The organism is Desulfoluna sp. CLI2B, from assembly GCF_056847375.1.
The window spans coordinates 1,413,889-1,440,425 of record NZ_CP186557.1; the positions used below are offsets into that span (position 1 = coordinate 1,413,889).

Annotated in this window: 29 protein-coding genes; 18 read left to right on the forward strand and 11 right to left on the reverse strand. The window is 59.0% G+C overall.

What is annotated here, in order from left to right:
- Positions 1-221: 221 nt before the first annotated feature.
- Positions 222-1,466 carry a CinA family nicotinamide mononucleotide deamidase-related protein gene (locus ACOYW2_RS06865; RefSeq protein WP_482769887.1) on the forward strand — a complete coding sequence of 415 codons (1,245 nt, stop codon included), beginning with the start codon at positions 222-224 and terminating at the stop codon, positions 1,464-1,466.
- 416 nt (positions 1,467-1,882) lie between these two features.
- Here ACOYW2_RS06865 and ACOYW2_RS06870 read toward each other — a convergent pair whose 3' ends face one another.
- Positions 1,883-2,191: a hypothetical protein gene (locus tag ACOYW2_RS06870; protein WP_482769888.1), complete on the reverse strand. Its 309-nt coding sequence runs from the start codon at positions 2,189-2,191 to the stop codon at positions 1,883-1,885.
- A gap of 8 nt (positions 2,192-2,199) precedes the next feature.
- On the opposite strand from ACOYW2_RS06870, the gene ACOYW2_RS06875 reads away from it, so the two are divergent.
- The 6 genes from ACOYW2_RS06875 (at position 2,200) to ACOYW2_RS06900 (ending at position 5,008) form a co-directional block, all read left to right on the forward strand.
- A complete protein-coding gene (locus tag ACOYW2_RS06875) occupies positions 2,200-2,598 on the forward strand; it encodes a 6-pyruvoyl trahydropterin synthase family protein (RefSeq protein WP_482416891.1) in 399 nt (132 codons plus the stop codon).
- Between the two features lie 10 nt (positions 2,599-2,608).
- On the forward strand, positions 2,609-3,238 hold the full coding sequence (locus ACOYW2_RS06880; RefSeq protein ID WP_482769889.1) for a 7-carboxy-7-deazaguanine synthase QueE: 630 nt from the start codon (positions 2,609-2,611) through the stop codon (positions 3,236-3,238).
- A gap of 3 nt (positions 3,239-3,241) precedes the next feature.
- Positions 3,242-3,517, forward strand: a complete 276-nt coding sequence (locus ACOYW2_RS06885) for a 7-cyano-7-deazaguanine synthase (protein ID WP_482769890.1) — start codon at positions 3,242-3,244, stop codon at positions 3,515-3,517.
- Positions 3,484-3,903, forward strand: coding sequence for a 7-cyano-7-deazaguanine synthase (locus ACOYW2_RS06890; RefSeq protein WP_482769891.1), 420 nt, complete (start codon positions 3,484-3,486; stop codon positions 3,901-3,903). Before ACOYW2_RS06885 ends, ACOYW2_RS06890 begins: the two co-directional genes overlap by 34 nt.
- Positions 3,904-4,191: 288 nt before the next feature.
- Entirely contained in the window at positions 4,192-4,368 is a 177-nt protein-coding gene (locus ACOYW2_RS06895) for a hypothetical protein (RefSeq protein WP_482769892.1), read from the forward strand.
- On the forward strand, positions 4,322-5,008 hold the full coding sequence (locus ACOYW2_RS06900) for an NADPH-dependent 7-cyano-7-deazaguanine reductase QueF (protein WP_482769893.1): 687 nt from the start codon (positions 4,322-4,324) through the stop codon (positions 5,006-5,008). The genes ACOYW2_RS06895 and ACOYW2_RS06900 overlap by 47 nt, the downstream gene beginning before the upstream one ends.
- Before the next feature lie 148 nt (positions 5,009-5,156).
- Here the strand turns inward: ACOYW2_RS06900 and ACOYW2_RS06905 are convergent, their stop codons facing one another.
- Positions 5,157-7,775 (reverse strand): hypothetical protein, encoded by a 2,619-nt coding sequence (locus ACOYW2_RS06905; RefSeq protein ID WP_482769894.1) that lies wholly within the window; start codon positions 7,773-7,775, stop codon positions 5,157-5,159.
- A 117-nt stretch (positions 7,776-7,892) separates the two neighbouring features.
- The gene (locus ACOYW2_RS06910; RefSeq protein WP_482416884.1) at positions 7,893-8,510 is read right to left on the reverse strand and encodes a TetR/AcrR family transcriptional regulator; all 618 of its coding nucleotides are present in this window, start codon (positions 8,508-8,510) and stop codon (positions 7,893-7,895) included.
- A 653-nt stretch (positions 8,511-9,163) separates the two neighbouring features.
- Between ACOYW2_RS06910 and ACOYW2_RS06915 the strand changes: the two genes are divergently transcribed.
- The 4 genes from ACOYW2_RS06915 to ACOYW2_RS06930 all read left to right on the forward strand — a co-directional run bounded on the left by ACOYW2_RS06915 (position 9,164) and on the right by ACOYW2_RS06930 (position 11,923).
- Positions 9,164-9,634 carry a polyhydroxyalkanoate synthesis regulator DNA-binding domain-containing protein gene (locus ACOYW2_RS06915; RefSeq protein ID WP_482416883.1) on the forward strand — a complete coding sequence of 157 codons (471 nt, stop codon included), beginning with the start codon at positions 9,164-9,166 and terminating at the stop codon, positions 9,632-9,634.
- A 698-nt stretch (positions 9,635-10,332) separates the two neighbouring features.
- Positions 10,333-10,548, forward strand: a complete 216-nt coding sequence (locus ACOYW2_RS06920; RefSeq protein ID WP_482769895.1) for a hypothetical protein — start codon at positions 10,333-10,335, stop codon at positions 10,546-10,548.
- 387 nt (positions 10,549-10,935) lie between these two features.
- On the forward strand, positions 10,936-11,295 hold the full coding sequence (locus tag ACOYW2_RS06925) for a hypothetical protein (protein ID WP_482416881.1): 360 nt from the start codon (positions 10,936-10,938) through the stop codon (positions 11,293-11,295).
- Between the two features lie 136 nt (positions 11,296-11,431).
- Positions 11,432-11,923, forward strand: a complete 492-nt coding sequence (locus ACOYW2_RS06930; RefSeq protein ID WP_482422281.1) for a dihydrofolate reductase — start codon at positions 11,432-11,434, stop codon at positions 11,921-11,923.
- 28 nt (positions 11,924-11,951) lie between these two features.
- Here the strand turns inward: ACOYW2_RS06930 and ACOYW2_RS06935 are convergent, their stop codons facing one another.
- From ACOYW2_RS06935 to ugpB, 4 genes are all read right to left on the reverse strand, one after another.
- Positions 11,952-12,551 carry a histidine phosphatase family protein gene (locus tag ACOYW2_RS06935; protein ID WP_482769896.1) on the reverse strand — a complete coding sequence of 200 codons (600 nt, stop codon included), beginning with the start codon at positions 12,549-12,551 and terminating at the stop codon, positions 11,952-11,954.
- 98 nt (positions 12,552-12,649) lie between these two features.
- Positions 12,650-13,570: an ABC transporter permease subunit gene (locus ACOYW2_RS06940; RefSeq protein ID WP_180144476.1), complete on the reverse strand. Its 921-nt coding sequence runs from the start codon at positions 13,568-13,570 to the stop codon at positions 12,650-12,652.
- A 12-nt stretch (positions 13,571-13,582) separates the two neighbouring features.
- The gene (ugpA, locus tag ACOYW2_RS06945; RefSeq protein ID WP_180144479.1) at positions 13,583-14,473 is read right to left on the reverse strand and encodes a sn-glycerol-3-phosphate ABC transporter permease UgpA; all 891 of its coding nucleotides are present in this window, start codon (positions 14,471-14,473) and stop codon (positions 13,583-13,585) included.
- Positions 14,474-14,574: 101 nt separating this feature from the next.
- Entirely contained in the window at positions 14,575-15,891 is a 1,317-nt protein-coding gene (ugpB, locus tag ACOYW2_RS06950; protein ID WP_482416878.1) for a sn-glycerol-3-phosphate ABC transporter substrate-binding protein UgpB, read from the reverse strand.
- A 428-nt stretch (positions 15,892-16,319) separates the two neighbouring features.
- Here ugpB and ACOYW2_RS06955 point away from each other — a divergent pair, with 428 nt between their 5' ends.
- Positions 16,320-17,417 (forward strand): ABC transporter ATP-binding protein, encoded by a 1,098-nt coding sequence (locus ACOYW2_RS06955; RefSeq protein ID WP_482422283.1) that lies wholly within the window; start codon positions 16,320-16,322, stop codon positions 17,415-17,417.
- Between the two features lie 656 nt (positions 17,418-18,073).
- Here ACOYW2_RS06955 and ACOYW2_RS06960 read toward each other — a convergent pair.
- Positions 18,074-19,417 (reverse strand): Na+/H+ antiporter NhaC family protein, encoded by a 1,344-nt coding sequence (locus ACOYW2_RS06960; RefSeq protein WP_482422284.1) that lies wholly within the window; start codon positions 19,415-19,417, stop codon positions 18,074-18,076.
- A gap of 355 nt (positions 19,418-19,772) precedes the next feature.
- On the opposite strand from ACOYW2_RS06960, the gene ACOYW2_RS06965 reads away from it, so the two are divergent.
- The 6 genes from ACOYW2_RS06965 (at position 19,773) to ACOYW2_RS06990 (ending at position 24,631) form a co-directional block, all read left to right on the forward strand.
- Positions 19,773-21,137, forward strand: coding sequence for a sodium-dependent transporter (locus ACOYW2_RS06965; RefSeq protein ID WP_482769897.1), 1,365 nt, complete (start codon positions 19,773-19,775; stop codon positions 21,135-21,137).
- The gene (locus ACOYW2_RS06970; protein WP_482769898.1) at positions 21,094-21,246 is read left to right on the forward strand and encodes a hypothetical protein; all 153 of its coding nucleotides are present in this window, start codon (positions 21,094-21,096) and stop codon (positions 21,244-21,246) included. Before ACOYW2_RS06965 ends, ACOYW2_RS06970 begins: the two co-directional genes overlap by 44 nt.
- Positions 21,247-21,250: 4 nt before the next feature.
- The gene (locus ACOYW2_RS06975; RefSeq protein WP_139163969.1) at positions 21,251-21,349 is read left to right on the forward strand and encodes a MetS family NSS transporter small subunit; all 99 of its coding nucleotides are present in this window, start codon (positions 21,251-21,253) and stop codon (positions 21,347-21,349) included.
- Between the two features lie 198 nt (positions 21,350-21,547).
- Positions 21,548-22,762, forward strand: coding sequence for an L-serine ammonia-lyase, iron-sulfur-dependent, subunit alpha (locus ACOYW2_RS06980; RefSeq protein WP_482769899.1), 1,215 nt, complete (start codon positions 21,548-21,550; stop codon positions 22,760-22,762).
- A 316-nt stretch (positions 22,763-23,078) separates the two neighbouring features.
- Positions 23,079-24,095 carry an asparaginase gene (ansA, locus tag ACOYW2_RS06985; RefSeq protein ID WP_482769900.1) on the forward strand — a complete coding sequence of 339 codons (1,017 nt, stop codon included), beginning with the start codon at positions 23,079-23,081 and terminating at the stop codon, positions 24,093-24,095.
- 110 nt (positions 24,096-24,205) lie between these two features.
- Entirely contained in the window at positions 24,206-24,631 is a 426-nt protein-coding gene (locus tag ACOYW2_RS06990; RefSeq protein WP_482416872.1) for a MarR family winged helix-turn-helix transcriptional regulator, read from the forward strand.
- A gap of 187 nt (positions 24,632-24,818) precedes the next feature.
- Here the strand turns inward: ACOYW2_RS06990 and ACOYW2_RS06995 are convergent, their stop codons facing one another.
- The 3 genes from ACOYW2_RS06995 to ACOYW2_RS07005 all read right to left on the reverse strand — a co-directional run bounded on the left by ACOYW2_RS06995 (position 24,819) and on the right by ACOYW2_RS07005 (position 26,528).
- On the reverse strand, positions 24,819-25,280 hold the full coding sequence (locus tag ACOYW2_RS06995) for a hypothetical protein (protein ID WP_482769901.1): 462 nt from the start codon (positions 25,278-25,280) through the stop codon (positions 24,819-24,821).
- A gap of 91 nt (positions 25,281-25,371) precedes the next feature.
- Positions 25,372-26,112 (reverse strand): sulfite exporter TauE/SafE family protein, encoded by a 741-nt coding sequence (locus tag ACOYW2_RS07000; RefSeq protein WP_482416870.1) that lies wholly within the window; start codon positions 26,110-26,112, stop codon positions 25,372-25,374.
- Entirely contained in the window at positions 26,103-26,528 is a 426-nt protein-coding gene (locus tag ACOYW2_RS07005) for a rhodanese-like domain-containing protein (protein WP_482769902.1), read from the reverse strand. Before ACOYW2_RS07005 ends, ACOYW2_RS07000 begins: the two co-directional genes overlap by 10 nt.
- Positions 26,529-26,537: the final 9 nt, after the last annotated feature.

The following is a 26,537-nucleotide window of genomic DNA, read 5'->3' on the forward strand; positions in this document are numbered from 1 at the left end:
TCGGAGGATACGGTCCCTTATGCCCGGTGGGGGAACTCAGGGCCGTTATTGGGGTTTGCGTCCACGCCACGGTTGGCATAAAGTAACCGGAGCGCCCACGCCAAAGGGCAGTGGCGTTGTGATTTTGCACGAATAAGATGCCTGCGGGCAGGTGCCGGGTCTCCCCCATCTAAAAGGGCGGCCCGTGCCACCGGTGAAAGGAGACGACACGAATGAGAGCGATGGTGATCACGACCGGTGAGGAGATTCTCAAAGGGGAGGTGGTGGACAGCCACGCCGCCTGGATTTCGGAGCAGCTGTGCGAGCTGGGCGTGGAGGTGGTGCGGCACCTTTCCGTGGGGGACAACCTGTCCGCCCTGAAAGAGGTCTTTTCCCGGGTGGCGGGGCGGTGCGATGTGGCAGTGGTGACCGGTGGCCTAGGGCCCACGGAAGACGATCTCACCACCCGGGCCGCTGCCGAATCCGCCGGGGTTCCCCTGGTGGAGGACCCTGTGGCCTCTGCCTCCGTTGCCGCCTACTTTGAAGGCCGCAAGGCGCCGGTGCCCGCATCGAATCTCAAGCAGGCCCGCCTTCCCAGGGGAGCTGCCTGCATTCCCAACCCCGTGGGCACGGCCCCGGCCTTTTCCCTGGAGCTCTCCGGCACCCGGTTCTGGTTTCTGCCCGGGGTGCCCAGAGAGATGCGATTTTTGATGACCGAGTCGGTGACGCCCGCCATCTCCGGGATGCAGCCCAAGGGGAGCCGTCTGGTCAAGACCGCCATCACCACCTTCGGGCTTCCCGAGTCCGTGGTGGGGGAGCGGATCTCCGGCATCGAGGCCGGGTTCCCAGGGGTTCATGTGGGCTATCGGGCCTCCTTTCCCGTCATCGAAGTGAAGATCTGGGCGTTTGCAGGGGCAGATGCCGGATTGGCTCAGCGCCAGGAGGCGGCTTCGGCAGAAGCCTTGAAGCGCCTGGATGGGTATGTGGTCTCGGAGGCCGGGCTCTCCATGCCCGAGTCCGTGGCCGCCTCTCTGAAAGGGGCCGGGAAAACCCTTGGGGTGGCCGAGAGCTGCACCGGCGGCCTCATCGGAAACCTCCTTACCGATGTTCCGGGAAGCTCGGACTGGTTCTTCCTTTCGGCCGTCACCTATGCCAACAGCGCCAAGGAGAAGGTGCTGGGCGTTTCGGGGCATACCCTTGAAACCTGCGGGGCGGTGAGCGCCGAGACCGTGGCCGAGATGGCCGAAGGGGTGCGGCGCGTCTCCGGCGCCGATATCGGCGTTGCCACCAGCGGCATTGCAGGTCCCTCCGGCGGCACCGACGAAAAGCCCGTGGGCACCGTCTGGATCGGCGTTGCCACGGAAACGGGCACCGAGACGCACCGGTTTGTCTCTCCCTTTAAAGACCGCCACATGAACAAGCGGGTGTTTGCGTTTAAGGCCCTGGACCTGGTGAGGCGGACCATAAAAACAGGGACGAGGGCATAGAAAAAACAGATTCAGGCCGATCAAAATCAAAGGCGAATCAGTCGTGTCATCCTTTTCTATGATGAAGACCCGAGTTGAAAGGTAGGGTGAGCTTGCGCACCATCGAAGCACAGTATCGCCCACCGAAGCCGAGGTGACAGGGACCGCGTATTGCTTGGATATGACGATGGGTGACGGTCTTTCAGACAAATGGTGCGCAAGCACACCCTACGGTCCACGGTTCCCGGAACGTAAGACATGACAAGCTGCCTTCAAGAAGACGATGATGGGCTGAATAGTTACGATTAATTTAATGCAAAAAGCTAACCGGACACGACTGAAGGCGAATGTGATTTTTCTGAGGCGCGAAGGGGAAAACTCACTCGCCATAGCCTGGCCGTCAGTTGCCGGGCTAATAAAGCAGCTCGCAGAAAACATCAGCTTTCGAGGTGGTTCACCTCGCCGCCGGGGGCGTGCTTTTTCCCGTTTTCAATTGGCCCGGCCTGTGATACAAAGGCGCGTTGTTGTATAATAAAGAATTGATCTGCCGTGGTGTTGGCCATGGCGGTTTTTATGGATGGGGCTTTTTTTACAAGAAAAAAGCCCATGCGGACGAGAGGCATCCCGCACAATAAATTCTCCCTCACTGACCGCGCAGCCGGTTGTGGCCCCTTCGCGTAATCCTTTCTTGATCCAATCTCAGGATGGTTTGCCGGGCTTCTTCCTGCACGTGTGGCGGTGACCAAGGTGGCCCATGCTTTCCATTACCAAAGAGTTCCGATTTGACGCAGCCCACAGGCTCTGCCGTCACGATTTTTCCGAAGAAGAGAACAAGGCCCTTTACGGCAAGTGCGCGGCCTTTCACGGACACACCTACACCCTCAGGGTGACGGTGGCCGGTCCCCTGGATGCGTCGGGGATGATCCTGAACTTCACCGAGCTCAAGGGCCTGGTGAAGGAGCGCATCGTGGACCGGTACGACCACGCCAACCTGAATGAGCTTCCCGAGTACGAGAACCTGCCGGTGACGGCCGAGAACATGGTGCTCCATATCTTCAAGACCCTGTCCGAGGCGCCGGAATTCCACGGGCTCACCTTGAAAGAGGTGCGGCTCTACGAGACCCCGGACTCCTGGGCCACGGTGACGGCGTAAGGCGATGCCCATGCTGAGACTCCATGAAATGTTTGCCTCCCTCCAGGGAGAGGGGCCCCACACCGGGCGACCCGCTTTTTTCATCCGCCTGGCAGGCTGTGTTCCGCCCTTGTGTCCCTGGTGCGACACCAAAGGGGCCTGGGACGAGGGCACCGAGATGTCGGTCGCGGACCTTGCGGCGGCTGCCAAGGAGAATGGGCTTGACTTTGTGGTCATCACAGGGGGTGAGCCCCTGCGTCAGTGGGAGACAGGCCTCTGGGAGCTGGACCGGGTGTTGTCTGACCTGGGCCTTGCCGTGCAGTACGAGACCTCGGGCAAGGTGCCTGTGCCCGAAGACATCAGGGGGGAGGTGATCCTCTCGCCCAAGTACCTGGATGGCTCCTGGCACGTGGACCGGACAAGCGTTGCCCGGGCGCGGCATCTCAAGTTCGTGGCCAGCCAAGAGACCCTTGGCCTCATTGACGCCTTTGTGGCGGACCACGCCCTGGAAAAAGACCGTGTGTGGCTCATGCCCCTGGGCATGACCCGGGACGAGCAGATCGCGACCATGCCCCTGGTCTGGGACCACTGCGTCAAGATGGGCTATCGCATGGCAAACCGCCTTCACATCCTCGCCTTTGATACCAAAAAAGGAATCTGACCCATGTATGAAACCGTTGTGGTCCTCTCCGGCGGCATGGACTCCGCCGTCCTTCTTGCCCATTGCCTGTCCAAAGGCCAGCGATGCGTTGCCATCAGCTTTGACTACGGCTCCAAGCACAACGCCAGCGAGCTTCCCATGGCCAAGGCCATGTGCGATCATCTGGGGGTGACCCACACCCTGGTGCCGCTCCCCTTCATCAACGAGCTTTTTGAAGCCTTCCAGTTCCTCAATCCGGGGAGGAGGTGCCCGACGGCGCCTACGACTCCGAGAACATGAAGAGCACCGTGGTCCCGTTCAGAAACGGCATCATGCTCTCCATCGCCGCGGGCTACGCCGAATCCGTGGGCGCGCGCCAGGTGGTCCTGGCCTCCCACGCAGGGGATCACTTCATCTACCCGGACTGTCGCCCCGAGTTCAACGAGGCCCTGGGCAAGGCCATCCACCTCGGTACCGACGGCCAGGTGACCATCGCCTTCCCCTTTTCCCAGCTGGACAAGCGGGAGATCGGCGATCTGGGCCGCACCCTGGGCGTGGACTTTGCCGCCACCTGGACCTGCTACAAAGGCGGTACCGCCCATTGCGGCACCTGCGGCGCCTGCGACGAGCGCAAATACGCCCTGCGCTTTGACGAAGGCCTCGATCCGACGACATACCTGGCATAGCTGGAAACGATGCCTCCGGAGGGCAGGGGCTGAGCCCCTGCACCCCAGGTTCGCGAATGCTCCAGGGATCGTTCCTCACCCTTACACATTCGCTGACGGGCTGCGCCCGTGGCTGCCAATGACGTCTATTCAACCGTCTTTATGTTCTTCGTGATTGAAAAAGAAATCTCGATGAAGGGCCATACGGTGACGGTCGAGTGAACCAACATCGTCAGACTTGTTTGCGAATGCTTTATCCGTCCCCGGCAGGGCCGCCGGAGGCTTTATTTATCCATGATGGGAGTTTGTATGAGAACGGAAAACCCCTTGGGGAAGAAAATCGGATACACCTTTACCTACGACCCGTCCCAGCTGTTTCCGGTGGAGCGGGCCCTGGGCCGGGGGGCTTTGGGGTTGGACGGAAAGGCGCTTCCCTTTTGTGGCGAAGACATCTGGACGGCCGTGGTGCTCCTGGCTGGACGGTAAGGGCAAACCCGTCTCTGCGGTGGCGGAGATCAGGGTTCCGGCCATCAGTCGGTGCATTGTGGAGTCCAAGTCCCTGAAACTCTATCTGAACTCCTTTAACATGAGCCGGTTTGAGAGCCCTGAGGCGGTGAGGACGGCCATGGCGGGCGATCTTTCCAGGGTGGCGGAAGGGGAGGTGACGGTCTCCCTGTTTGGGTGCGACGACACCGAGGCCCTGGGGACGCAACGCGCAGGTGGGCGGTGCATCGATCACCATGAAGCCGATTCGTATGTCTACGAGGTGGACGCCTCCCTTCTGGCCCACGGGGACGGCGACGTCACGGACGAGACCCTGTGTTCCCATATCCTGCGCACCAACTGCCCGGTGACCGGCCAGCCCGACTGGGCCACGGTGGAAATCACCTACTCCGGGAAAAGGATCGACGAGACCGCGCTTTTTGCCTACCTTGTTTCGTTTCGGACCCACACGGGCTACCACGAGAACTGTGTGGAGACCCTCTACACGGACATCATGGCTCGCCTGGCCCCCACGGCCCTTACGGTGGTGGGGCGGTTTACCCGACGGGGCGGCCTGGACATCAACCCGTGCCGGAGCAGTTCACCCACGGCGTTTCCCAACCGCCGCCTTGTTCGTCAGTAGGGCATAAACCCACTTTTCACTTCATGAAAAGCCCCCCTTCGGAGCGACTCCGTAAGGGGGGCTTTTTTTGTGTCGGTGTGATAAATCGTTGTGTCAATAACGGGGTAACGATCCGATGAAACAGCCGTTGGCGCCGCCCAGACTGGAGTCACCGGCGTGTTTTCCGTTTATTTTTAAGGCTTCCTCCTCGACTTTGGAAAGGGTTGACCCGTCTTTTAGGGTGACTCGCATACCGATGTCGTACTCTCCGAGATCGGATACAGACGCTTCGGCGGTACCAGTTTCGCTGGTGACGCTGGCCTTGGTTTCGTAGCCTTCCTCCAGGGGACGGAAGATATCCCATTGCCAGTGCGTTGATGCCCAGGTCCGGGTTGGAATTGTCTGTAAAGGTGACCGTTGCCGAGAGGTTGGCGCTCACGGGGGTATGCTTGAAATCAAGGTCCTCCGGGGAAAAGACCCGGACGGTGGTGCTGGCGGGTTCCGTGGAGATGCCGGTAAGGGTCACTGTGTTGGTTCGTTCGTCAGTGTCCCAGATTTTGTAGGCAACCAGATCGTTTACTTTTTCAAAGATTCGGGTCTCTTTGTCTTCGGGGTCCCTGCATACCTCGGAAAGGGCGATGGCCATGTCCGTGGTGGTGGTGATGCCGCTGTCAATGGTGAGGGTGACCGTGTTGCTTGCCTCGTCGTACTCGCCCTCTGCGTGGTTGGTCCCCCCTGCCAGGGTGACGCTTGTTTCGTATTCGTCAAGCCAGGGGCTGTTGCTGTCGGAAATGTTGCCGTTGTCCGATTTAAAGGACGCCGACGCAATGGTGTCGTCCAGGGTGTTCAGGTGGTCGATGATGGCCTGGATGGTGGTGGTACCGTTACGGATGTGGACAGTAAGGGTGTTGTACACGGAAGAGAAGGTGGAGGTCACCTCATCTGAGGGTGCGGGGTTTGCAAGTTTCACCTCGATGTTTCCCTTTACGCCGGGGGGCGCGGTGATATTGATAAGGCCGCCCAGCACCCCCGTTGCAGACTCCGACGCCGGTGTTTCCCCGGTGTCTTGGATCGTGACGGTGGGTCCCGGTTCCTGGGTCCTGTGCCCCCATAGCTTGATCATGCCGTCAATGTAGGCGATGTTTTCCCGATACACGGTGAGCTCCGGGTGCCACTCTCCCAATCCCTTGAACCGGTGGACGGCAAGGTAGTAGTCATCGCCTTTGGTCTCTTCGTTGATGAAGAGGTCCTCGTTATCTCGTCCTCCCGTAAGCTGGACGCTGTCGTAGTCCTTGGATGAGACCTCCCAGGGGCTGGTGCCGTGTCGGGGGTATACCTCAGAGACCGCGTGGCTCTGTTCAAGGATCTCTTTGATCTGGTTCTGGGTGGTGACCCCGGAGTTGACGGTCAGGTGGATGACATCTCCTGAGACCACCATGTGGGGCGTGCATCCGGTGCAGGGATGAATGCGCAGCTCCCGGTTGCTTTCCTCTCCCCCCTCGCCGGTAATGTAGAGGGCGGTGGTGGCCCCTGACGGGGTGGAAGAGTAGAGAACCCCGTAAGAGGGCACGGGGTCATGTATGCCGGTGTTGAAATGCCACTCCCGCTTCCAGATGTCCCCCAGGGCAAAGTCGTAGAGGATGACCTCATAGGTGTAGGTGCCGCCCACTTTGACACCGATGCCTGTGGGTTGATCCGCCAGGATGTAAGCGGTGTTCGGCTCTGCTTCCGTCATGCGGTACAGGGCGCCCGTTGGGGTGGTGGTGGAGCCGGAGGGCGTGTTGGTGGCAGCCAGGAGGCCGTCCTCTGCTGCGCTGAGGCAGTTGATGTCGTTCTGTGTGCCTGTGAGCATCTCCTTCCATACGTCGTTGTCGGTGTCCAGATAATACGCCTTGCCGTAGCTCCCGGCAGCCACGAGGAGCCCGTTGCCCTCGCTAATGCACAACAGGGGCGGGCGATCCTCTTTGTCGATGGCCATTTGCTGCCATCCCTTGGTGGCGTGGTATCGGAGGATGTACCCGTAGGTGGCTTCGGCCACGGCATAAAGGGTCTTGTCCGCTGTTTGCCAGACCCCTCGGAAGTCGAGGCTCAGCCCGCCGCTGTTTAAGGGGGTGAGTGCGTTTGTGCCGGTGTTCAGTTCAAGGACAAGGCCTCCGGCGCTGGAAATATAGGCGTTGGAACCGAATCCGTTGATGGCGTACATGTTGGGAAGCTCTTGAGATGCCCCGACCAGGGGGCTGAATGAGGCGCCGTCAAAGGAGAGGAGGACCCCTGCTGGTGTTGTGTCGGTTGCCGAGCGCTGTTTGCCCCCGGACAGATAGACCACGCCGTTTTCGTCAACCCACAGGCCTGTAAAGGAGGAGGCAAAATAGGGGGACTCCGGTCCGTACTGCGAGTTGAGCTCCTCCCAGGTCGATCCGGTGTAGCGAAAGATAACGCCGTATTTGCTCTGGGTGTCGATGGCGTTGATGGTTCCGTCGTTGTTGGAGTCGAACAGCGGGGAGCCGAGGCGGTAGCCTGAGGCATACACGGTTCCCCATGGGGTGGCGTGGACGGCAAAGAGCACGGCACCGGAGAGGGTGTCGTCGGAGATGTCCGACCAGGAGCCCCCTGAATGGCGGAAGGCAGCGCCGTCGAACCCCACGGCATAGGAGACGGTATCATCGGACCAGCAACCCATAAGGGGTGGCGTGGAGACGGCGGGCGGCTCATAGTCCCAGAGCCCGAAAGCGGTGGCGGCTTGGAGACAGATGGCGGCAGCTGTGAGCAGGGTCAGGCGTATGGTCACGGATTTTCTCCTTGTCCGGTAAGGTTGGTACGTCGGCGCTGAAGAAAATCGATTATATAACAATGTTTACTCTAATAAAAGAGGTTTGATGTGCGATCATTGCATTTATACGCGTCCTCAGAAGGTTATGGCTTTTTCCTCTGTGACCAGGGTGTCGTGGAAGGCTTTGGCTGTAATCCTTGCCACGTGATAGAGGCTTTCCCTGTGGGAGGAGGCGTCGCTTGACGGATAGTTTCGGAAGGTGATGACGTTGCCGAAAAGGGAGGCAAAAAAGGCATGGGAATAGTAGCTGACCGGATGGGCTTCCCCTGCTTTGGCAAGGGCCCTGTCCAGCATGTCCAGAAACAGGACCTGAATGACGTTGAACTTGCGAAGGGTCTCCGGGTTTTTCTCGCCCTTGATCATGAAATGGCTCATCATCTGGAAGATATCTTCGTTGTCCACAAGGAAATTGACGATGTCGATGGCGATATCGTCCAGTTCGCGACGGCTTTCCCAGAGGCGCGATTTGATCTTGTTGATGTCGTTGGTGAGGATCTCTACGAACAGGTCGTCCTGGCTTGGAAAGTATTGATAAAGCGACGCAACGGAGATGCCCGCCTCGTTGGCGATATCCCTCATGCCGATTTCGTGGAATGAATTCTGGCTGAAGAGGGTTTTGGCTGCGTTGATAATCAATTGTCTTCGGACTTCACGTTCATGCTCTTTGAGCTGTTTCAGGATAGATTTCGCCATGGTCGGGTTTCTCCTGTTCCGGGGTCCAAGTGTGCTGACATGGTATTGTTTTCGCGAGGAAGGCTGCGTCGTCTTTGTGTCGTCATCCGGTTCCTGACCTGCTGTGTTTCGCGGTACCCGACATGGTGTCTGTTGCTCGGGAGGGTACCGCCTGCGGGGCAAAGGGCTTTTAGCCCGGATATTTCACGAGTCGAGTTCACCCATATTCAGCAGGCGTCGTGGTTTTATGAAAGCCCTGATAACGCAGGAGATGGGTGCACTCGGCTCGCCCGAAGGGTGAGAAAATCGTGCAGAAAACCGTGAATTGCATTTTGTGTCTTTGAGATGTCAAATCTCTTGCGCTAACCGCCTGCAAGAACATGTTATTGCTTCAGTATAGCCGTTTTCTCATGACATATCCGGGTTAGGTGCCGGGCCGCTTCAAGTGGACGGGAAGGGGCGTTTGTGTTTCACTATAAAGGAATTTGCGATAGGTAAAAACAAAATTGTTTAAACCAAACAAAGTAATTTTATTAAAACACTCTTTTATCAATAAAGGAAACAGGCCGCCGATGTCAATTGCATTCCCCGGTGGGCTGGCATATAGTACCAAAAAAGGGTCGCCGATCCGGGGCCTTTCAACCCATCGACCGACAACCCAAGCGGGAGAGACAATGGCTGAAGAGACCGTGGTGGTGAAAAAGTACAGCAACAGGCGCCTCTACAACACATCCGAGAGCTCGTACATCACCCTGGAGCAGCTTGCCGAGATCATCCGGAGCGGAAAAGATGTGAAGGTAGTGGAGGCCGGTTCAGGGGATGACGTGACGGCCTATATCCTCACCCAGATCCTTGTGGAGGAGGCAAAGAACAAAAAGTTTTTTCTCCCCGTTCACCTGCTTCACCTGATGCTTCGGTACGGTGACAACATGATGGGGGATTTTTTTGATCTTCACCTGTCTCAGACCATCGACAGTTACGTCAAGCAGCGGAAAGCCTTTGATGAGCAATTCAAGAAGGTGCTTCATTTCAGTTCGGAGTTTACCGAGATGGCAAGGCGATCCGTGGACGATCTGGCCAAGGCCTCTCCTTTTCCTTTTTTCCACACAGGAAGAAAAGAGCCCGGGGAGAAGGGGGAACCCTGAGGAACGCTATTGAGTTGCTTTTTGATCTGTTCGATGACCCCTTTGATCCCCGTGGGGGCCACCTGGGCCGCTTCAAGGGCAGCGGTCTGGCTTCGGACACCGTTGACGGCCTCCAGCATGGCTGAGGCAAGGGCCGGACCCTTTTCCCGTATGGCGGCCTGCCCCTTTTCCGGGTTGACCCGGAATGTCACGTACAACGCTTCCACCTGGCCCTGGAACCTGCGGAGTTGCCCTGAGAGTTTTTGCACGTTCCGCTCCCACCGTTTGATCTCCGATGCCACGATTTTTTCCTGCCTGGGATAGGCCTTGCCCACCCGCCTGATCCGTTTGATTTCGTTTTTCATGAGAGCCATCTCCGCGTTGGCGTCGACCATGCGGTGATAGACATCGGGGAGCCGTGCCCAGGAGAACTTCAGGACACTGTCGTCCAGATCCACGTACTCCAGGGTTTGACGGGGGTACCCGGATTTGAAAAAGGCGTTGTACCCAAACCAGCCCCCTGCGGCGAGGCCCGCAAGGAGCAGCACGGCGGCAATGGGCAGGATTATCTTTCTTTTGCTCTTTTTGGGTTTGGGGCTTTCTGCGGCTTCGTTCTGGTCGCTTGTCATCTTTTTTATCCCACGGCTTGCGGTTGTCGGTTCGGCTCCCTTTGTTATCATCTCGGCCGGGGAGAGGGCCAGCTTTAGCCCGGATATTTCATGAGAAAACAACCGGTCAAAGGAAAAACACCATTATTTCGGGTGGCTATAACAAGGGCGCTGGCTGTTTTGAAAATGGAAATCGACGTTTGCTGTTTGATTTTCTCACCCTTCGGGCGAGCCGAGTGCACCCATCTTCTGCGTTATCAGAGCTTTGAGGTAAACAACTTCATCTGCAGCTCTGATGCCTTGAATATGGGTGCACTCGACTCGTGAAATATCCGGGTTAGTCCGCAGATTTTTTTGCGGCCTTGCTTAACGCTCCGCTTCCGACGTATACTGTACGTATAGACCGCCGGATGTACCCCCATCACCATGCACTTGCATTCAACGTTCGATATATGTCGGTTTGGCCCGCGACAGCGAGGGGATGGAAAGCCTTGTGCGTTTCCAAGCCCCTGAAGAGCAATCGCTGAATATTTTCGCGACCATTATTTGTTGAAACGTATCTGTTTTCCCACTCCCATTCGTGTAACCCACTCATCGCTGACGTTCATGCCGGTACGGATGCCGCGAGCCGTGCAAACGGCCAATGCATCACAGACAACCTCGCCCCGGACGGGAGGCCGTATGGATATTTTAGCCGATAGCGTCGGAAGACATGTGAAGACACGATATTACCGAACATTGGAGCTGGCCGCAGGAAAGCGCCGCGACTTCGAGCAGCTCAGGGAGCAGCTTGTTTCGATCCTCTATGATGTGGTGGACATCGACCTTTTCCAGGATGTCGCCGAAGAGGTGGTGGAGTCCATCGACGAGCTCACCGAAGGGGTGAAAGGCATCACCCTGCTGCATCGCTACGGCACCCTGCTGGATCCGTCGACCTGCTCCATCCACTCGTTTCGGCCCCTTTGCCGGGAATTGCTGGAGCTGGTGAACCGTGTGCTGTCCGTGACGCGGGGGAACAAGGGCCAGCGTCGCATGGCCCGGATGCACACCATGGGGATCCAGATCATCAAGTAGCCCGTGGCCCGGACCAGCCTCCTCGACACGGCCCGGCCCGGGTGGTATAGGGGAGACACGGCACACGGCACGGGATGTTCCCGGGCCCGTAAAGGGTGCCGGTGGGCTTTATCCGGGTGATGAAGGGATGGTAAGCATGAAAATATCTATTGTCGTTGCGGTGGCGGACAACGGGATCATCGGCAATGGTGCCGATATTCCCTGGAATATCGAAGGGGAACTCTCCCTGTTTAAGGCGGTGAGTTACCACCACAGCGTGCTCATGGGCAGAAAAACCTGGGAGACCATCGGGCGTCCCCTTCCGGGCAGAAAGATCATTGTCCTGACCCGTAATGCCTCCTACAAAGCCCCAGGGTGCCTGGTCTGCACCTCCCTTGAGGAGGCCATTGAGGCGGGCTGCGCAGGGGGGCGGCGGCTCATGGTGGCCGGGGGTGGCGAAATCTTCCGGGAGACCCTTCCCCTGGCAGACACCCTGCATATCTCCCATATTCACGCCACACCCGCCGGGGACATTTTCATGCCCGAGATTCCCGACACCTTCACACCGGTTTTTTCCCAGGCGTATCCCGCCAAGACTCCCTACACCTACACCATCTACCTGAAAGACCCCGCAGCCGCCGGAGCCTGATGGGCCCCGGCACCGTGCGCGGTGTGCCTTACCTGCTGGGGACCGGTCGGATTTCGGCCGTCTCCAGGGGGGAGAGGCTGCGGTGTTTTGCCGGGTCGATGCCGTCGAACACACACTGAAGGATCTGGCCCGGATCCCCGTGGGTGACCAGGATGATGTCCTTTTCGTTGTAGCGGCGACCCGTGCGTTTCACCACCTCCGCCATGCGGGCGGCAACGGAGCTGACGCTCTCCACGCCGAACTCGGTGTGATCCGGGTTTGACTCGTCAAAGGCCCACCCCTTTTCGTAGAGGCCGCTCTCCTTTAAATCAAACTCCCCGAAAAAGCGCTCCCGCAGGTTGGCGTCGGAGAACCGTTCCGCCTTGAGGATCTTGGCTGCGATGTCGGCGGTCTCCATGGTTCGCAGAAAGGGAGAGCAGACCACCACGGGTTTGATGAGGCGATTGAAGAACCCTTCGTCTTGCGCGCGGGTCACGGAGCGGGTCACCTCCTCCTTGCCGGTCTCCGAAAGGCCCCAGTTGCCGATGCCGTTTTCCGGGCTGCTCACAATGAGGCCCTTGTCGTTGGCCGTGCTGTGGCCGTGGCGTAAAATGAAGTAGCGGTTGGTGTGAAAGGGAAGGGTGATCATGTGGGGTCGCCTTTATGCTGTGTGAGAAAAAAGAGGCAGGGCGCGGCATACCGTACGGTGTGCCGCGCCCTGGGTGTTTGTAACGGATAAGGTCGGGGCTATTTTTCCGAGTCCACCAGGCCTTTGACGAACCACTTCTGCATGGCCAGGACCACCACGATGGGCGGCAGCATGACGATGAGGGCCCCTGCCAGGGCGATGTTCCACTCGGGGAGGTCGTCGGCCAGGGGGATGAGGTTCTGCAGGCCGATGACCGCTGTCTGCATCTTGGGGTTGGTGGTGATGAGCAGGGGCCAGAGGTACTGGTTCCAGCCGTAGACAAACTCGATGACCACCAGGGCGGCGATGTTGGTTTTGGACAGGGGCAGCAGCACCTTCCAGAAGAAGGTCATGGGGGAGGCCCCGTCCATTTTGGCCGCTTCGCAGAGCTCTTCCGGCACGGTGAGGAAGAACTGGCGGAAGAGGAAGGTGCAGGTGGCCGAGGCCACCAGGGGCAGGATCAGGCCCGTGTGGCTGTCCAGAAGGCTCCAGTTGAGGGAGACCTCCACATCGTGCCCGGCAAACCAGCTCACCACGCTGTTGAGGTGCAGCATGTCCCAGAGGGGCTGCAGGGGGCCGAAGAGGTTGGCGGCCATCTCGTAAGTGGGCAGGATGCGCACCTCCACCGGCAGCATCAGGGTGCAGAAGACCGTGACAAAGGCCACGGTGCGCAGCTTGTAGTCGAAGTAGACGATGGAAAACGCCCCCAGCATGGAGACGGAGATCTTGCCGAGGGTGATGCCCGAGGCCATGATCAGGGAGTTGAAGAGCTGGGTGGAGAGATCCCCGCGGGTCCAGGCCAGCTTCATGTTGACGAAAAACTGATCCCCGGGAACCAGGGGCATGGGGACCATGGAGACCTTTTCCAGGGGCAGGGACGCGGCAATGCCTGCGTAGAGGATGGGAAAGCCGACGATGACGATGCCCAGGATCAGAAAAACGTAGGTCAGAAAATCGAGTATGGGTGTTTTTTCAACCATGATGTGCCTTTATTACCCCGCGTATTGGACTCTTTTTTCGATGAATTTGAACTGGAACACGGTGACTCCGACGATGAGGATCATCAGGATCACGGACTGGGCGGCGGACGAGCCCATGTCCAGTCCCACAAATCCGTCCTGGTACACCTTGTAGACCAGGGTGTTGGTGGCCCCGCCCGGGCCCCCCTGGGTGACCGCATGGATGACCCCGAAGGTCTCGAAGAAGGCGTAGATGATGTTCATGACGGTCAGGAAAAAGAGGGTGGGGGACAACAGCGGCAGGGTGATGGCGAAAAACCGTCGGAAAGGGGAGGCGCCGTCCATGGAAGCCGCTTCGATGAGCGAATGGGGAATGGCCTGGAGTCCGGCCATGAAGAAGACGAAGTTGTAGCTGATCTCTTTCCAGGCACTGGCGATGATGACCATGGCCAGGGCGTCGTTGCCGTTGAGCACCGGGTTCCAGTTGAAGCCGAACCACTTTTTCAGGGCCAGGGCCACCACCCCGAAGGAGGGGTGCAAAAGAAAAAGCCAGAGGACACCGGAGATGGCTGGGGCCACGGCGTAGGGCCAGATGAGCATGGTCCGGATCAGGGCCTTGCACCGCGTGGCCCGGTTGGCCAGGGTGGCGATGATCATCCCCAGGGAGATGGAGACAAAGGCGGTGGTGAGGCTGAAGACAATGGTGATGCCGATGGACTTGAGGTAGAGGGGATCGGTGAAGATCGCCGTAAAGTTCTCAAACCACACGAAGGTGTTGGACATCCCGAAGGGGTCGCTCAGGAGAAAGGATTGCACCAGTCCCTGGGCGGCGGGCCAGTAAAAAAAAGTCAACGTGACCAGAACCTGTGGAAGGATCAGCACGTAGGGCAGGTACCTTGAGTTGAAAACCGATCGTTTTTGCATGGGGCCTGTGGCTTTTGGGGTAATACGTCAACGCACGAAAGCCCCGGGCCCGGCCGCAGGGGCCGGGTCCGGGGCGGTGTCTGTTAAACCTTTAGATACGGTTAGGACCGTCTCTTGTAGGTTTTGGCAAAGGATTTCAGCTTGATGTTGGCACGCTTGACCGCCGCGTCCAGGGCCTCCTGGGGGGTCTTGTTGCCGTTCCACACCAGTTCCAGCTCTTCGTTGATGATGTTGCGGATCTGGGTGAAGCTGCCGAGGCGCAGGCCCCGTGAGATCTTGGTGGGGTCCCGTCGCTTGAGCTGCTTGATGCCCACTTCCTGTTTGGGGTCGGCCTTGTAGTAGCCCTTGGCCTTGAGGCTTTCGTAGGCGTCAATGGTGGCGGGGAAGTAGCCGGTCTGCTTGTGCCAGTACTCCTGGATCTCGTTGGTGGAGATGAACTTCAGGAAGGCGGCCGTGGCCTTGTATTCTTCCTTGGTGTGGCCCCTGAGCACCCAGAGGGAGGCCCCGCCGATGATGCTGTTCTGGGGCTCTTTCATGTCCGCTTCCACGGGAAGGGGAGCCACGCCCCAGTCAAACTGGGCCGCTTTCTTCAGCTTGGCGATGCCGCTGATGGAGTCCATGTAGATCCCGGCTTTCTGGGCGAGGAACTCAGCCTTGGGGCCCTGGTATTTCTGGCCGGAGTAGACGAATCGGCCGTCCTTGGCCCAGTCCCGGAGGCGGGTGACGTGCTTGACCATCTGGGGGTTGTTGATGGTGAGTTCCACGTCAAGGCCTTCGTAGCCGTTGGCCTTGGTGGCAAAGGGGATGTTGTGGATGGCGCTGTAGTTCTCCACCTGGACCCAGGACTGCCAGGCGGTGACCATACCGGCGTCGACACCTGCGGCACGGAGTTTGCCCGTGGCCACGCCCATGTCGTCCCAGGTGACGGGGACGGTGTCGATGCCCGCTTTTTTGAAGAGCTCTTTGTTGTAGTACATGACGGGCGTGGACGAGTTGAAGGGCATGGAAACCAGTTCGCCGTCGGCGTTCATGTAGTAGGAGAGGATGGGCTGGAGGTACCGTGACCAGTCGATGTCGTTTCCTGTGTCCTTCATGAGCTGGAATACGGGGTAGACCACGCCGGAGAGCATCATGGTCTGGGTGCCCACCTCGAATACCTGCATGATGTGGGGCTGTTTTTTTGCCCTGAAGGCGGCGATCCCTGCGTTGAGGGTCTCGTCGTAGTTTCCTTTGAAGGTGCCCACGACACGGTACTGGTCCTGGGACTCATTGAATCGCTTGATGATTTCGTTGGCCACTTCGCCGCGAGCAGATCTCATGGCATGCCACCATTCAATGGTGACGGGTTTGGCCATGGCTGCTGCGGGGGCAAGGATCAGTGCCGCAGTAAGTGTTGCTAACCATTTTCGAAGAACCATCTCTTCTCCTCCTCATCGTGGGTCGTTCTGAAATAACGCCTGATTGATTGTAACCGCTACTGGTTATGCCGCAGACAGGGTATGGCGATTTTGGGGGAGCGTCAAGGCATAATCAGCCCCGGAAGGGCCCTGTAGTCGCATGGGACCGGGTGGGGCGGCGGGGATTGATTTTAAAATCCGCTCCCTTGTTTTCGGACGGTAAAAATTTCGTGTGCACAGTTGCCTTCTCTCCGGGGGGCTCGGGGTGCGGGTGGCCCGGGGGAACGTGATTTTTTTATTGTTTCGGTTGCGCCATTCCTGCTAAGACCCCTTGGAGAGATGCGGGATCTTTTTTCCATGGCATGGCGGCCGGCGCAAGCGGGCCCGTGCCGGTGGCCGATGACAAGAAGCTCCGACCCGTACGGGGTACTTTCAGGACAGGACAGGATATGGCTCGTCTTCAGATTAAAGATGTGGTGAAGAGATATGGCAGGACCGAGGTGGTGCACGGCATCAATCTCGATATCGAGGACAAGGAGTTTGTGGTGTTTGTGGGCCCTTCCGGCTGCGGCAAGTCCACCACCCTGCGGATGATCGCCGGCCTCGAAGAGATTTCGGACGGGACCATGTCCATCGGGGACAAGGTGATCAACGACCTGGCCCCCAAGGATCGCGGTGTGGCCATGGTGTTCCAGAATTACGCCCTCTACCCCCACATGAACGTTTTTGACAACATGTCCTTTGGCCTGAAAATCAAAAAAAGGCCCAAGGAGGAGATCAAGCGTCGCGTGGAAGAGGCAGCGGCCATCCTGGGGCTGGAAGAGTTTCTCTACCGCAAGCCCTCCCAACTCTCCGGCGGCCAGCGCCAGCGCGTGGCCATGGGCCGGGCCATCGTCCGCAGGCCCGATATTTTTCTCTTTGACGAACCCCTCTCCAACCTCGACGCCAAGCTCAGGACCCAGATGCGCATCGAGATGAAGAAACTCCATCGCCGTGTGGATGCCACCATCATCTACGTCACCCACGATCAGGTGGAAGCCATGACCCTGGGGGACCGCATCGTGGTGATGAAAGACGGGCATATCGTGCAGCAGGGCAAGCCCCTGGAGCTCTTTGAACATCCCGTTAACACCTTTGTGGCCGGCTTTATCGGCAGCCCTCCCATGAACCTGGTCCCCGCAGTGGTCAAAGGCGTGGCAGGGGGCCTCTCCCTTGTATTTGAAGGTGAGGTGAGCCTTCCCATTCCGGAAAAAGAAGGCGCAGAGATCGCCCCCGGCCAGGAGGTTGTGGTGGGTATCCGCGCCGAAGACCTGACCCTTGAAAGCGGTGAGGGCCGTTTCCCGGATGACTGGAAACTCCCCGGCGTGGTGGATGTGGTGGAGCCCCTGGGCAACGAAACCCACGTCCACGTGGACCTGGGCGGCGCCAGGGTCCTTGCCAAATGCGACGGCCGCAGGGTCGTCAGCCCCGGAGACGCCGTGCGCGTGGAGGCCAACCTCAATCAGTTGCACATTTTTGACGCTGAATCCACCAAGGCGATTTATTGAGGGGATAGGGAAAATAGGGCATAGGTCATAGGTCATAGGGCATAGGACGTAGGGAATGCCCATGCCCCCGAAATCGCACGGTGTCCCGTAGGGTGCGCTGTGCGCACCGCAAACGCCCCATCCCTATAAACCGACCGAAGTCATGGCGCCCTTTGTTTTTGGCGTCACCGATTTACTGCCCCTCGAAACGCCACCCGGTGCGGGAGCCGCACCCTACAGCCCGCGATGCCGCTCGGTGTTCCGTAGGGTGCGCCGTGCGCACCGCAAACGCCCCATCCCCAGAAACCGACCGAAGTCATGGCGCCCTTTGTTTTTTGCGTGACCGATTTGTTGCCCCTCGAAACGCCACCCGGTGCGGGAGCCGCACCCTACAGCCCGCGATGCCGCTCGGTGTCCCGTAGGGTGCGCCGTGCGCACCGCAAACGCCCCATCCATAGACACCGATCGAAGTTATGGCGCCCTTTGTTTTTTGCGTCGCCAATTTAATGCCCCTTGAAGCGCCATCCGGTGCGGGAGCCGCACCCTACAGCCCGCGATGCCGCTCGGTGTTCCGTGGGGTACGCCGTGCGCCCCGAAACGCAGATTATCCAAACAAAAAACCCCCGGCAGAACACTCTGCCGGGGGTTTTCTATTTTAAATCCGTTTGTGCTTTTGCTTATGCGCCTGCGGGGACGTTCGCTTTTTTGCCGGGGATGAAAAGGGCCACCATGGTGCAGCCGAAGAGCACCATGCAGTAGTGGACGTTGCCCACCACGGCAAGGGGCGAAATCTTGAAGATGGAGGCGGCCAGGAGGATCTGGGCTCCCCAGGGGATCAGGCCCTGGCAGATGCAGGCGAAGATGTCCAGGGTGCCTGCGGCCCGCTTGGGCTCCACGCCGTTGGCTTCGGCGATGTTTTTGGCTACGCTGCCGGTGACGAGGATGGCCACGGTGTTGTTGGCCGTGCAGAGGTTGGTGAGAAAGACGAGGATCCCGATGCCCATCTCGGCGATGGCGGTGCCGCCTTTGCTCGAGGCCACGTGGCGGATGGCGTTGGAAACCAACAACTGTCCCAGTGGGCCAGAAGGCTGCCTGTTCTTCATGAGCTCCCCTAAGCCCCCGATGAAGATGGAGAGGATGAAGATCTCCTGCATGCCCGTGAACCCGTTGTAGATCTCCTTGGCAAAGGTGAGGAGGGTGAAGTCCGGGGTGGTCATGAACCCGGCAAGGCCCGCCAGGATGATGCCGGAGAAGAGCACGGCAAAGACGTTGATGCCGGAAACGGCCATCACCAGGATGGCTGCGTAGGGCAGGGCCAGGAGAAAGGATGCGTCCTTGGCCTCGGCCACGGTGGTGCCTTTGGCCTGGAAGAGGAGCAGGACAATGGTGATGATCGCCGCAGGAACGGCAACAGCCACGTTGACTCGGAATTTGTCCTTCATCTCACACCCCTGGGTCCGGGTGGCCGCGATGGTGGTGTCGGAGATGATGGAGAGGTTGTCCCCGAACATGGCGCCGCCGGTGACGGCACCTGCGGTGAGGGCGATGGAGAGGCCCGCTTCACCGGCCACGCCTAAGGCAATGGGGGCCAGGGCCGCGATGGTGCCCATGGAGGTTCCCATGGCCGTGGAGATCAGGGCGCCCACCACAAAGAGACCGGGCAGGAGAAAGGAGGCCGGGATGATGGAGATAGCCACAGCCACAACCGCGTCCACGCCGCCGGTGGCTTTGGCCACGGCGCTGAAGCCACCGGCAAGGAGGTAGATCATGCACATGGCCATGATGTTGCTGTGTCCGGCGCCTTTGAGAAAGCGCTCCACAGTGTCTGTGAGGCCCTGCCTGGACAGGAGAACCGACAGGATAATGGCGGGCAGGGCTGCCACCGGAGCTGCCACCTGGTAGAACGCGAAGCTGGTGCCCACGCTTTGAAAATAGAGCCCGCTCCCCACAAAAATGGCAAGGAAGAGACCCAAGGGAAGGAGCGCTGAGACGCGCGGTTGGGTGGAAATAATCCTGTTCACTGTCGTTCACCTCGATAACATCTATATATTTCAATTGATTGACCGAATTTTAGAAAAAAGACACCTTATCAGCATCCTAAGGGACAGTCAAGGTACTCGGTAAACCATTTTTGCCGATTGGGTTGACAGTCACGGGGTTGACAGAGGTAACAACGGTTTTGGCTTTTCCTTGATGATTGACATACCCCGGTGAATTAGGTATATCGTCAAATTTCTGGATCCCCTTTTTTAAACTTTTAAAATTTGAGGCGGGGGATATTGAAAGTCTGGATCTGAAAGATGTGCCGTGGATTCGACAGGGCGGGCTTTTTGTTTGACGATACACAATCGATATCCACGACGGAAAAGAGGTTGCATGAAACAGCGAGATCAATGGGGAACCCGTTTGGGGTTTATCCTGGCGGCGGTTGGGTCCGCCATCGGCATGGGGAACATCTGGCGATTTCCCTACATGGTGTATGAAAACGGGGGCGGAGCCTTTCTGATCCCTTACTTTGTTGCGGTTTTCACCGCCGGTATTCCCCTTCTGATCCTCGAATTCGGGGTGGGGCAGAGACACGCCGGGGCCACCCCGGTGACCTTCCGTTCTCTTAACAAGAAGTGGGGATGGCTGGGCTGGTGGCAGCTTCTCGTCTGTTTTGTCATTGCAAGCTACTACGTGGTGATCATTGCCTGGTCTTTCTCTTACTTTACCTTCTCTTTCAACCTCGGCTGGGGTGAAGACACCAGCGGCTTCTTCTTCAAGGAGTACCTCCATCTTTCGGACGGCCCCTTTTCCATGGGCGGCATCCAGTGGCACATCCTGGCCCCTCTGGCCGCGGTGTGGCTCACATGCTGGGGCGTGCTCATTTGCGGTGTTAAAAAGGGCATTGAGGCGGCCAACAAGTTTTTCATGCCCGCCCTGTTTGTCATGGTTATCCTCATCATGGCCCGCGCGGTGACCATGCCCGGTGCGGTGGACGGCCTGAACTGGCTCTTCAAGCCGGACTTTTCCGCCCTCGGCGACATCAAGGTGTGGGCGGCTGCTTTTGGTCAGGTCTTCTTCTCCCTGAGTATCGGCTTCGGGATCATGATCACCTACTCCAGTTACCTGTCCGGTGATTCGGACATCAACAACAACGCCTTTATGACCGCCTTCATCAACTGCGGTTTCTCAATGCTCGCCGGGGTCATGATCTTCTCCGTGCTGGGCTACATGGCGGCACAAAAAGGGGTTCCCATCAAAGAGGTGGTCTCCTCCGGTGTGGGCCTGGCCTTTGTCACCATTCCCCAGGCCATCAACTTCATGCCCGGGGCCAGTTTCATCGGGGTGCTTTTCTTCCTCTCCCTGCTTTTTGCCGGGGTCAGCTCCATGATCTCCATCTGCGAGGCGTGCATCGCAGGGATCCTGGAGGGCTTCAAGATCAGCCGCAAGGCAGCCACCACCCTGTTCTGCGGCATCGGGTTTGCTGTGAGCGTCATCTACACCACCGGGGCCGCGGTCGGTACCGGCGCGCTCGACATCGTGGACCACTTTATCAACACCTACGCCGTTCTCCTCGGTGGTCTGGTGGAGGTTGTACTTCTCTCCTGGTTCTTCAACCTTGAGTCCATCCATGAACCGCACCTCGGACTTCCTCGTGGGGCAGTGGTGGACTTTTTGCCTCAAGTTTTTCACCACCTTTGTGGTTGCCTACATGATGGTCATGAAATGCGCAGGGGACATTACCACCCCCTATGAAGGGTACACCGCCAGCGCCCTTGGTATCTATGGCTGGGCCGTTGTGGCATGTCTTCCCGTTCTGGCCATTGTTTTGAGCAAATGCGACCTGCTGGGTCGAAAGGAGTAGCGATATGGAAACATCTGCCGTACTGATGATGGTCTTCGGGCTGGGCGTTACCTGGGGAGGTGCCTGTTTTTGCATCGGCATCGCCCTTCGCAACCTGAAATAGCGTCATGCAGATCCTTATATAAAGGAGGCCCGGCCGGGCCTCCTTTGGAAAAAAAAGTGCACCAGGCGATCCCGGCCTTGTCCGGAGATCGATCCGCAGTGTAAGATACTCAATGCCGTCGAGGGTTACCCGACGGCATTGTTTGTTTGACGGTGCGTATGTGCACGAATTGCGGGATGTAAGGAAAGGAGGCAGGCCATGGAATCACTTCGGGAACTCTACAGGACGGGGGTCGGACCCTCGAGCAGCCATACCATGGGCCCCAAGCGGGCTGCGGAAATCTTTGGCGGGAAGCACCCGGAGGCCGCCTCGTTCCGGGTGACCCTGTTTGCCAGCCTGGCCGCCACGGGCAAGGGGCACCTCACCGATGTGGCCGTGGCGGAGGGGCTGGCCCCCAAGGCGGTGGAGATCGCCTGGCGCCCGGAAGAGCTCCTTCCCGGACACCCCAACGGCATGCTTTTTGAGGCCCTGGACGCAGATGGGACCAGCCTGGGCGAATGGCTTGTCTACAGCACCGGCGGGGGCGCCATCAGCGAAACCGGCATGCCGCCTGCCAGCTCCCATACCTATGACCTCACTACCATGGAGGATATCCTGACCCACTGTCGGGAAGAGGGGATTCCCTTCTGGCAGTATGTGGAGGCGTGCGAAGGCGCCGATATATGGGAGTTTCTGCGGGATAAGCTCCACCACATGCTGGCCGCCCTGGATCGCGGTCTTGCCACCGAAGGTATTCTTCCCGGGGTGCTGGGGCTCACCCGCAAGGCCTGGACCCTGCATCAGAAAGCCGTCATGAGCGGGGACCACTTCCGCCGCACCGGCAAGATCAGCGCCTACGCACTGGCCGTCTCCGAAGAGAACGCCGCAGGGGGGACCATTGTCACCGCCCCCACCTGCGGGGCCTGCGGGGTCCTTCCCGCGGTGATCCGTTACCTCATGGAGGTGGTGGAGGCCGACGAAATTATCTTTTTGAGGGCCCTGGCCACGGCCGGTCTCATCGGGAACCTCATCAAATACAACGCCTCCATCTCCGGTGCCGAAGTGGGCTGCCAGGGAGAGGTGGGCACCGCCTGCGCCATGGCCGCAGGGGCCGCCGCCCAGATCCTGGGGGGCACCGTGCGCCAGGTGGAATACGCCGCCGAGATGGGCCTTGAACACCATCTGGGCCTCACCTGCGACCCCGTGGCAGGTCTTGTGCAGATCCCCTGCATCGAGCGCAACGCCTTTGCCGCCACACGGGCCATGAATTGCGCCGATTATGCCTTGTTTTCCGATGGTTCCCACCTCATCTCCTTTGACGAGGTGGTGCGCGTCATGCGGGAAACCGGCCAGGACCTGCCCAGCCCCTACCGTGAAACCGCCGAAGGGGGCCTGGCACGTGCCTACAGCAACCGGATGGGCGAGACAGACTGATTGGGTTCTGCCTGACCTTATAACAAACAGGGCTTTGTCGTTTGCCTTAAATGATGTCTGGGCTGCGACCTTCCAAAAAACGAGACAGATCAACGGAAACGGAGCGCCGCACTCCGGTGCGGCACTTTAGTCCGTCGTTGCCCGTGCTGCACAGGAGTGCGGCGCTCCAGGGGACAAGGTGCTTCGGGGGGAGGAGATGTACGGATGCCGATGGCCAAACGCTGATCAAGGCTGACGTTTGTTTGAATGGCGGATGTGATTTGATCCGAAGAAGGCGATTTTTCTTTCCCGTACGTTGACCATAGATTAGGACCACATGAAAAAGAGAATTTACATTGCCATACTGGCCAACCATTGGGATGAAAGTGGGGTGACAGGGGCTGACGAGCCCTCTCCTGGGTATCTCAAGGAGCAGATGGCGAAGATGGCCGTGCTGAAGAGCCCGTCCATGCCGGAGTACCACATCCATGAGTACGATCCGCCCCTGGATTCGTCGAGCATGAGCCCTTCGGCCTGGTTTGACATTGCAGAGGACATCGCGGCCCACCACGACGACTACGACGGGTTCCTGGTGATCCACGGCACCGATACCATGGCCTACACGGCCTCGGCCCTTCCCTTTATGCTGGAGGGGCTGCAAAAGCCGGTGATTTTAACCGGCGGCCAGATCCCCTTGTGCGAGGTGCGGAACGACTCCCGGGAGAACCTCATCACGGCCATGCTGCTGGCGGCCCGGGAGGACATTCACGAGGTGTGCCTTTTTTTCGACAACCGCCTGTTTCGCGGCAACCGCACCACCAAGTGGAACGCAGGGGGCTTCGACGCCTTTGATTCCCCCAACTTTCCCCCTCTGGGCACCACGGGCATCGACATCGAGATCAACAGGGACCTGCTGCTGCCAAAGCCCGAGGGGCAGGGCTCCCTGCGGGTCCAGCGGCTTTACAGCTCCCCGGTGGCGGTCTTGCGCCTCTTTCCCGGGATTTCTGCGGCGGTGGTGAAAAACCTTCTGGCTCCGCCCATCAAGGGTCTGGTTCTGGAGACCTACGGGGTGGGTAACGCCCCGGATAACGACCCCGAACTCATGGCCGTGCTGAAAGAGGCCACGGACCGGGGCGTGGTGATCGTTAACTGCACCCAGTGCCTGAAAGGGCGGGTGATGATGGGAACCTACGCCACGGGCTCGGCCCTTCTGGAGGCCGGTGTCATCAGCGGGTTTGATATGACCCCGGAGGCGGCCCTTGCCAAAATGTTTTTTCTTTTCAGTACCCGTTCGGATACACAGGTGATTCGCGAGCTCATGCAGGCCAGCCTGAAAGGGGAGATGACAGCGTAACTGCTCGGTCTGCGCCCCATGCAGCGCCCGTGTTTTTTCCCTGCGTATGTTGACAGTGAAGGGCAGATGCCTTATTGGTTGATAAGGTCAATTAAATAAGGGGTACGATTATGGCGGAAAACACAGAACAGTTTGTGCGGTATATTGATGACATTGTGTGGCGCTTCGGCATCCACGTCCAAGACAACAGCTGTTGCCACGGCATGTCCTATGCGGACATCCGGGCGCTCAAGGAGATCTCCCTGGAGTGCGACTGCTCCATGCAGGGCATCGCCCGGAAGCTGGGGTTTACCAAGAGTGGCGCCACCCGGGTGGTGGACAGGCTGGAGAAGAAGGGGCTTGCCGAAAGGCGCCGCAGCGAGACGGACGGGCGGGTCTGCTGTGTTCAGCCCACGGCCAAAGGCCGGGACGCCCTGGAGGAGATCAACCGCAACGCCCATGCCCGTATGGAGGAGATCGTTGCGAAGATCGATGCGCCCATGCGGGAGATCATCCTCACCGCCCTGGGCAGCTTTCTCGGTGCCGCCAACAAGTAAGGGTGGGCCGGAAGAGAGTCCGGGGCTTGGGGGCTGACGCCCTGGCCCCAGAAAATAATGAAGACGTGATAATACAGGAAAGGCACCGGCCGGTTTGGGTCGGTGCCTTTTTTGTTTCGGTGGTAGCGTCCAGTGAGGCAACGCTGCTCACCGGGTCTGACGCGCCTTACGAAGAAGAAAGGGGACGTTATTTTTCAGAGTCCAGCTTCTCAGCAACGGCTTTGCCGTATTGATATGCGGCCATGCCGTCTTTATCCGTCAAAAGGGCGTATTTTCCCTGGCTGCTGCGGGCCACCCGGCTCAATCGATCGTAGAGCTTTTCTGCCCTGGCGGTTTCGCTGTGGGTCTCCGCTATATAGTTCCTGGGAATATAAACGCGCTGTACGGTGACGCGAAGGGTGTCGTTTGCACCCTTTGTGGCGTGGACTTTGAGAACGCGTCCCTTGCCGTTGGTAAAATAGGATACGTTTCCATCCGTATGGGCCATGGCTGTTTCCCCTAACGCGTAGAGTTCGCTTCCAGGCACGGCCTTTTGCCCGTGCATAAAGTCAAGCACATGGGCTGACGCCTGGGTGGAAAAGATGGCGGCTCCGAGGAGTATTGCGGCGGCTGAGAGAATCGTACGTTTTACCTGGTTGAAGCATGTCATTTGTTTGTTACTCCTTTCTGATTCGATGAATGACCGGTGGTTCCGGTCCGCTATAGGTCCGGTTCTTGAAACCGGGTAGTGATTGCGGGTGTTATCCCGCAAGTTTCCAGAGTATTCGCAGGCCTGAGACCATCAGGGAGAGGGCCAGGACCATGCGGATTCGTTTCTGATCGATGCGGTGCATGGCCCGGGTCCCGAGGAGTCCCCCGCCCAGGGCGGCGACGGATGCCACAGCGCATGTCTCAAGGGAGAGGGAGCCCATGGCCGTGTAGGCCATAAATCCTGTCAACGATGAGAAGGGGACGGAAAGGGCCGTCACCATGGCGATCTGCTGGGCCCGAAACCCCATGCCGTGGAGGGCGGGTACGATGACCCCGCCGCCTCCGACGCCCAGCATCCCCGAGATGAGCCCCGATACCGATCCCAGCAAGGCGCTTCCCGCCGGGGGGCATGTGTCCGCCGCCTGTTTTGTGGATTCCCGGGTCGGGCGGACAATGACCAGCCCGGACAAGATCATGAAACAGGCGAAGGCTCCCTGGAGGATGGCCTGGGGGATCAGTGTGGAGACCCAGGCCCCTAAAGGTGCTGCCGGAAGGGAGCAGGCAATGAGGGGCCACCAGGGGCCGGGTTTGAGCTGTCCGCTTCGAAGGTTGTGGACCGTGGCCCCGCCCAGGCTCGCCACGTTGACGAGGAGCGCCACGGGCCTGGCCGTTACCGGGGGGACGCCCACGGCCATGAGGGCCGGGACCAGGGCCACGGCACTGCCCACCCCGCCCAGGGCAAAGAAAAAGCTCAGTGCAAAGGCCAGGGCGGCAACGGTCATCAGCAGCATGTGCGGCACCCGCACCCGGGCGTGGCCTCCAGTGATCCGCGTATGCCTGCGGCATGCAGGGGGCCGGGTTTCAGCAGTTTGGCCATTTCGGGCAGCCCCTGGGGGATGATGGAGACCTGGTCAAATCCCCTGGCGATGAGGTAGGCCATGGCCACGCTGGGGCGCCAGGGGCCGTCGGCAAAAAGGATCACCGGTACGTCATCGGGGATCTCGTCAAGGCGGTCCGGCAATTCGTTCAGGGGGATGTGGACTGCCATGGGAAGGGAGAACCCTTCAACCTCTTCGTGGGTGCGCAGGTCCATCAGAAAGGCCCTGTTTTTGATAAGGCCGGGCAGGGCGGCCGGGCTGGTGGCAAACCCTCCGGTGCCAAAGGCTTCGTAATCCATTTCCCTAAAATAGTTTCGTATGTTTTCCATAGTTTGCCT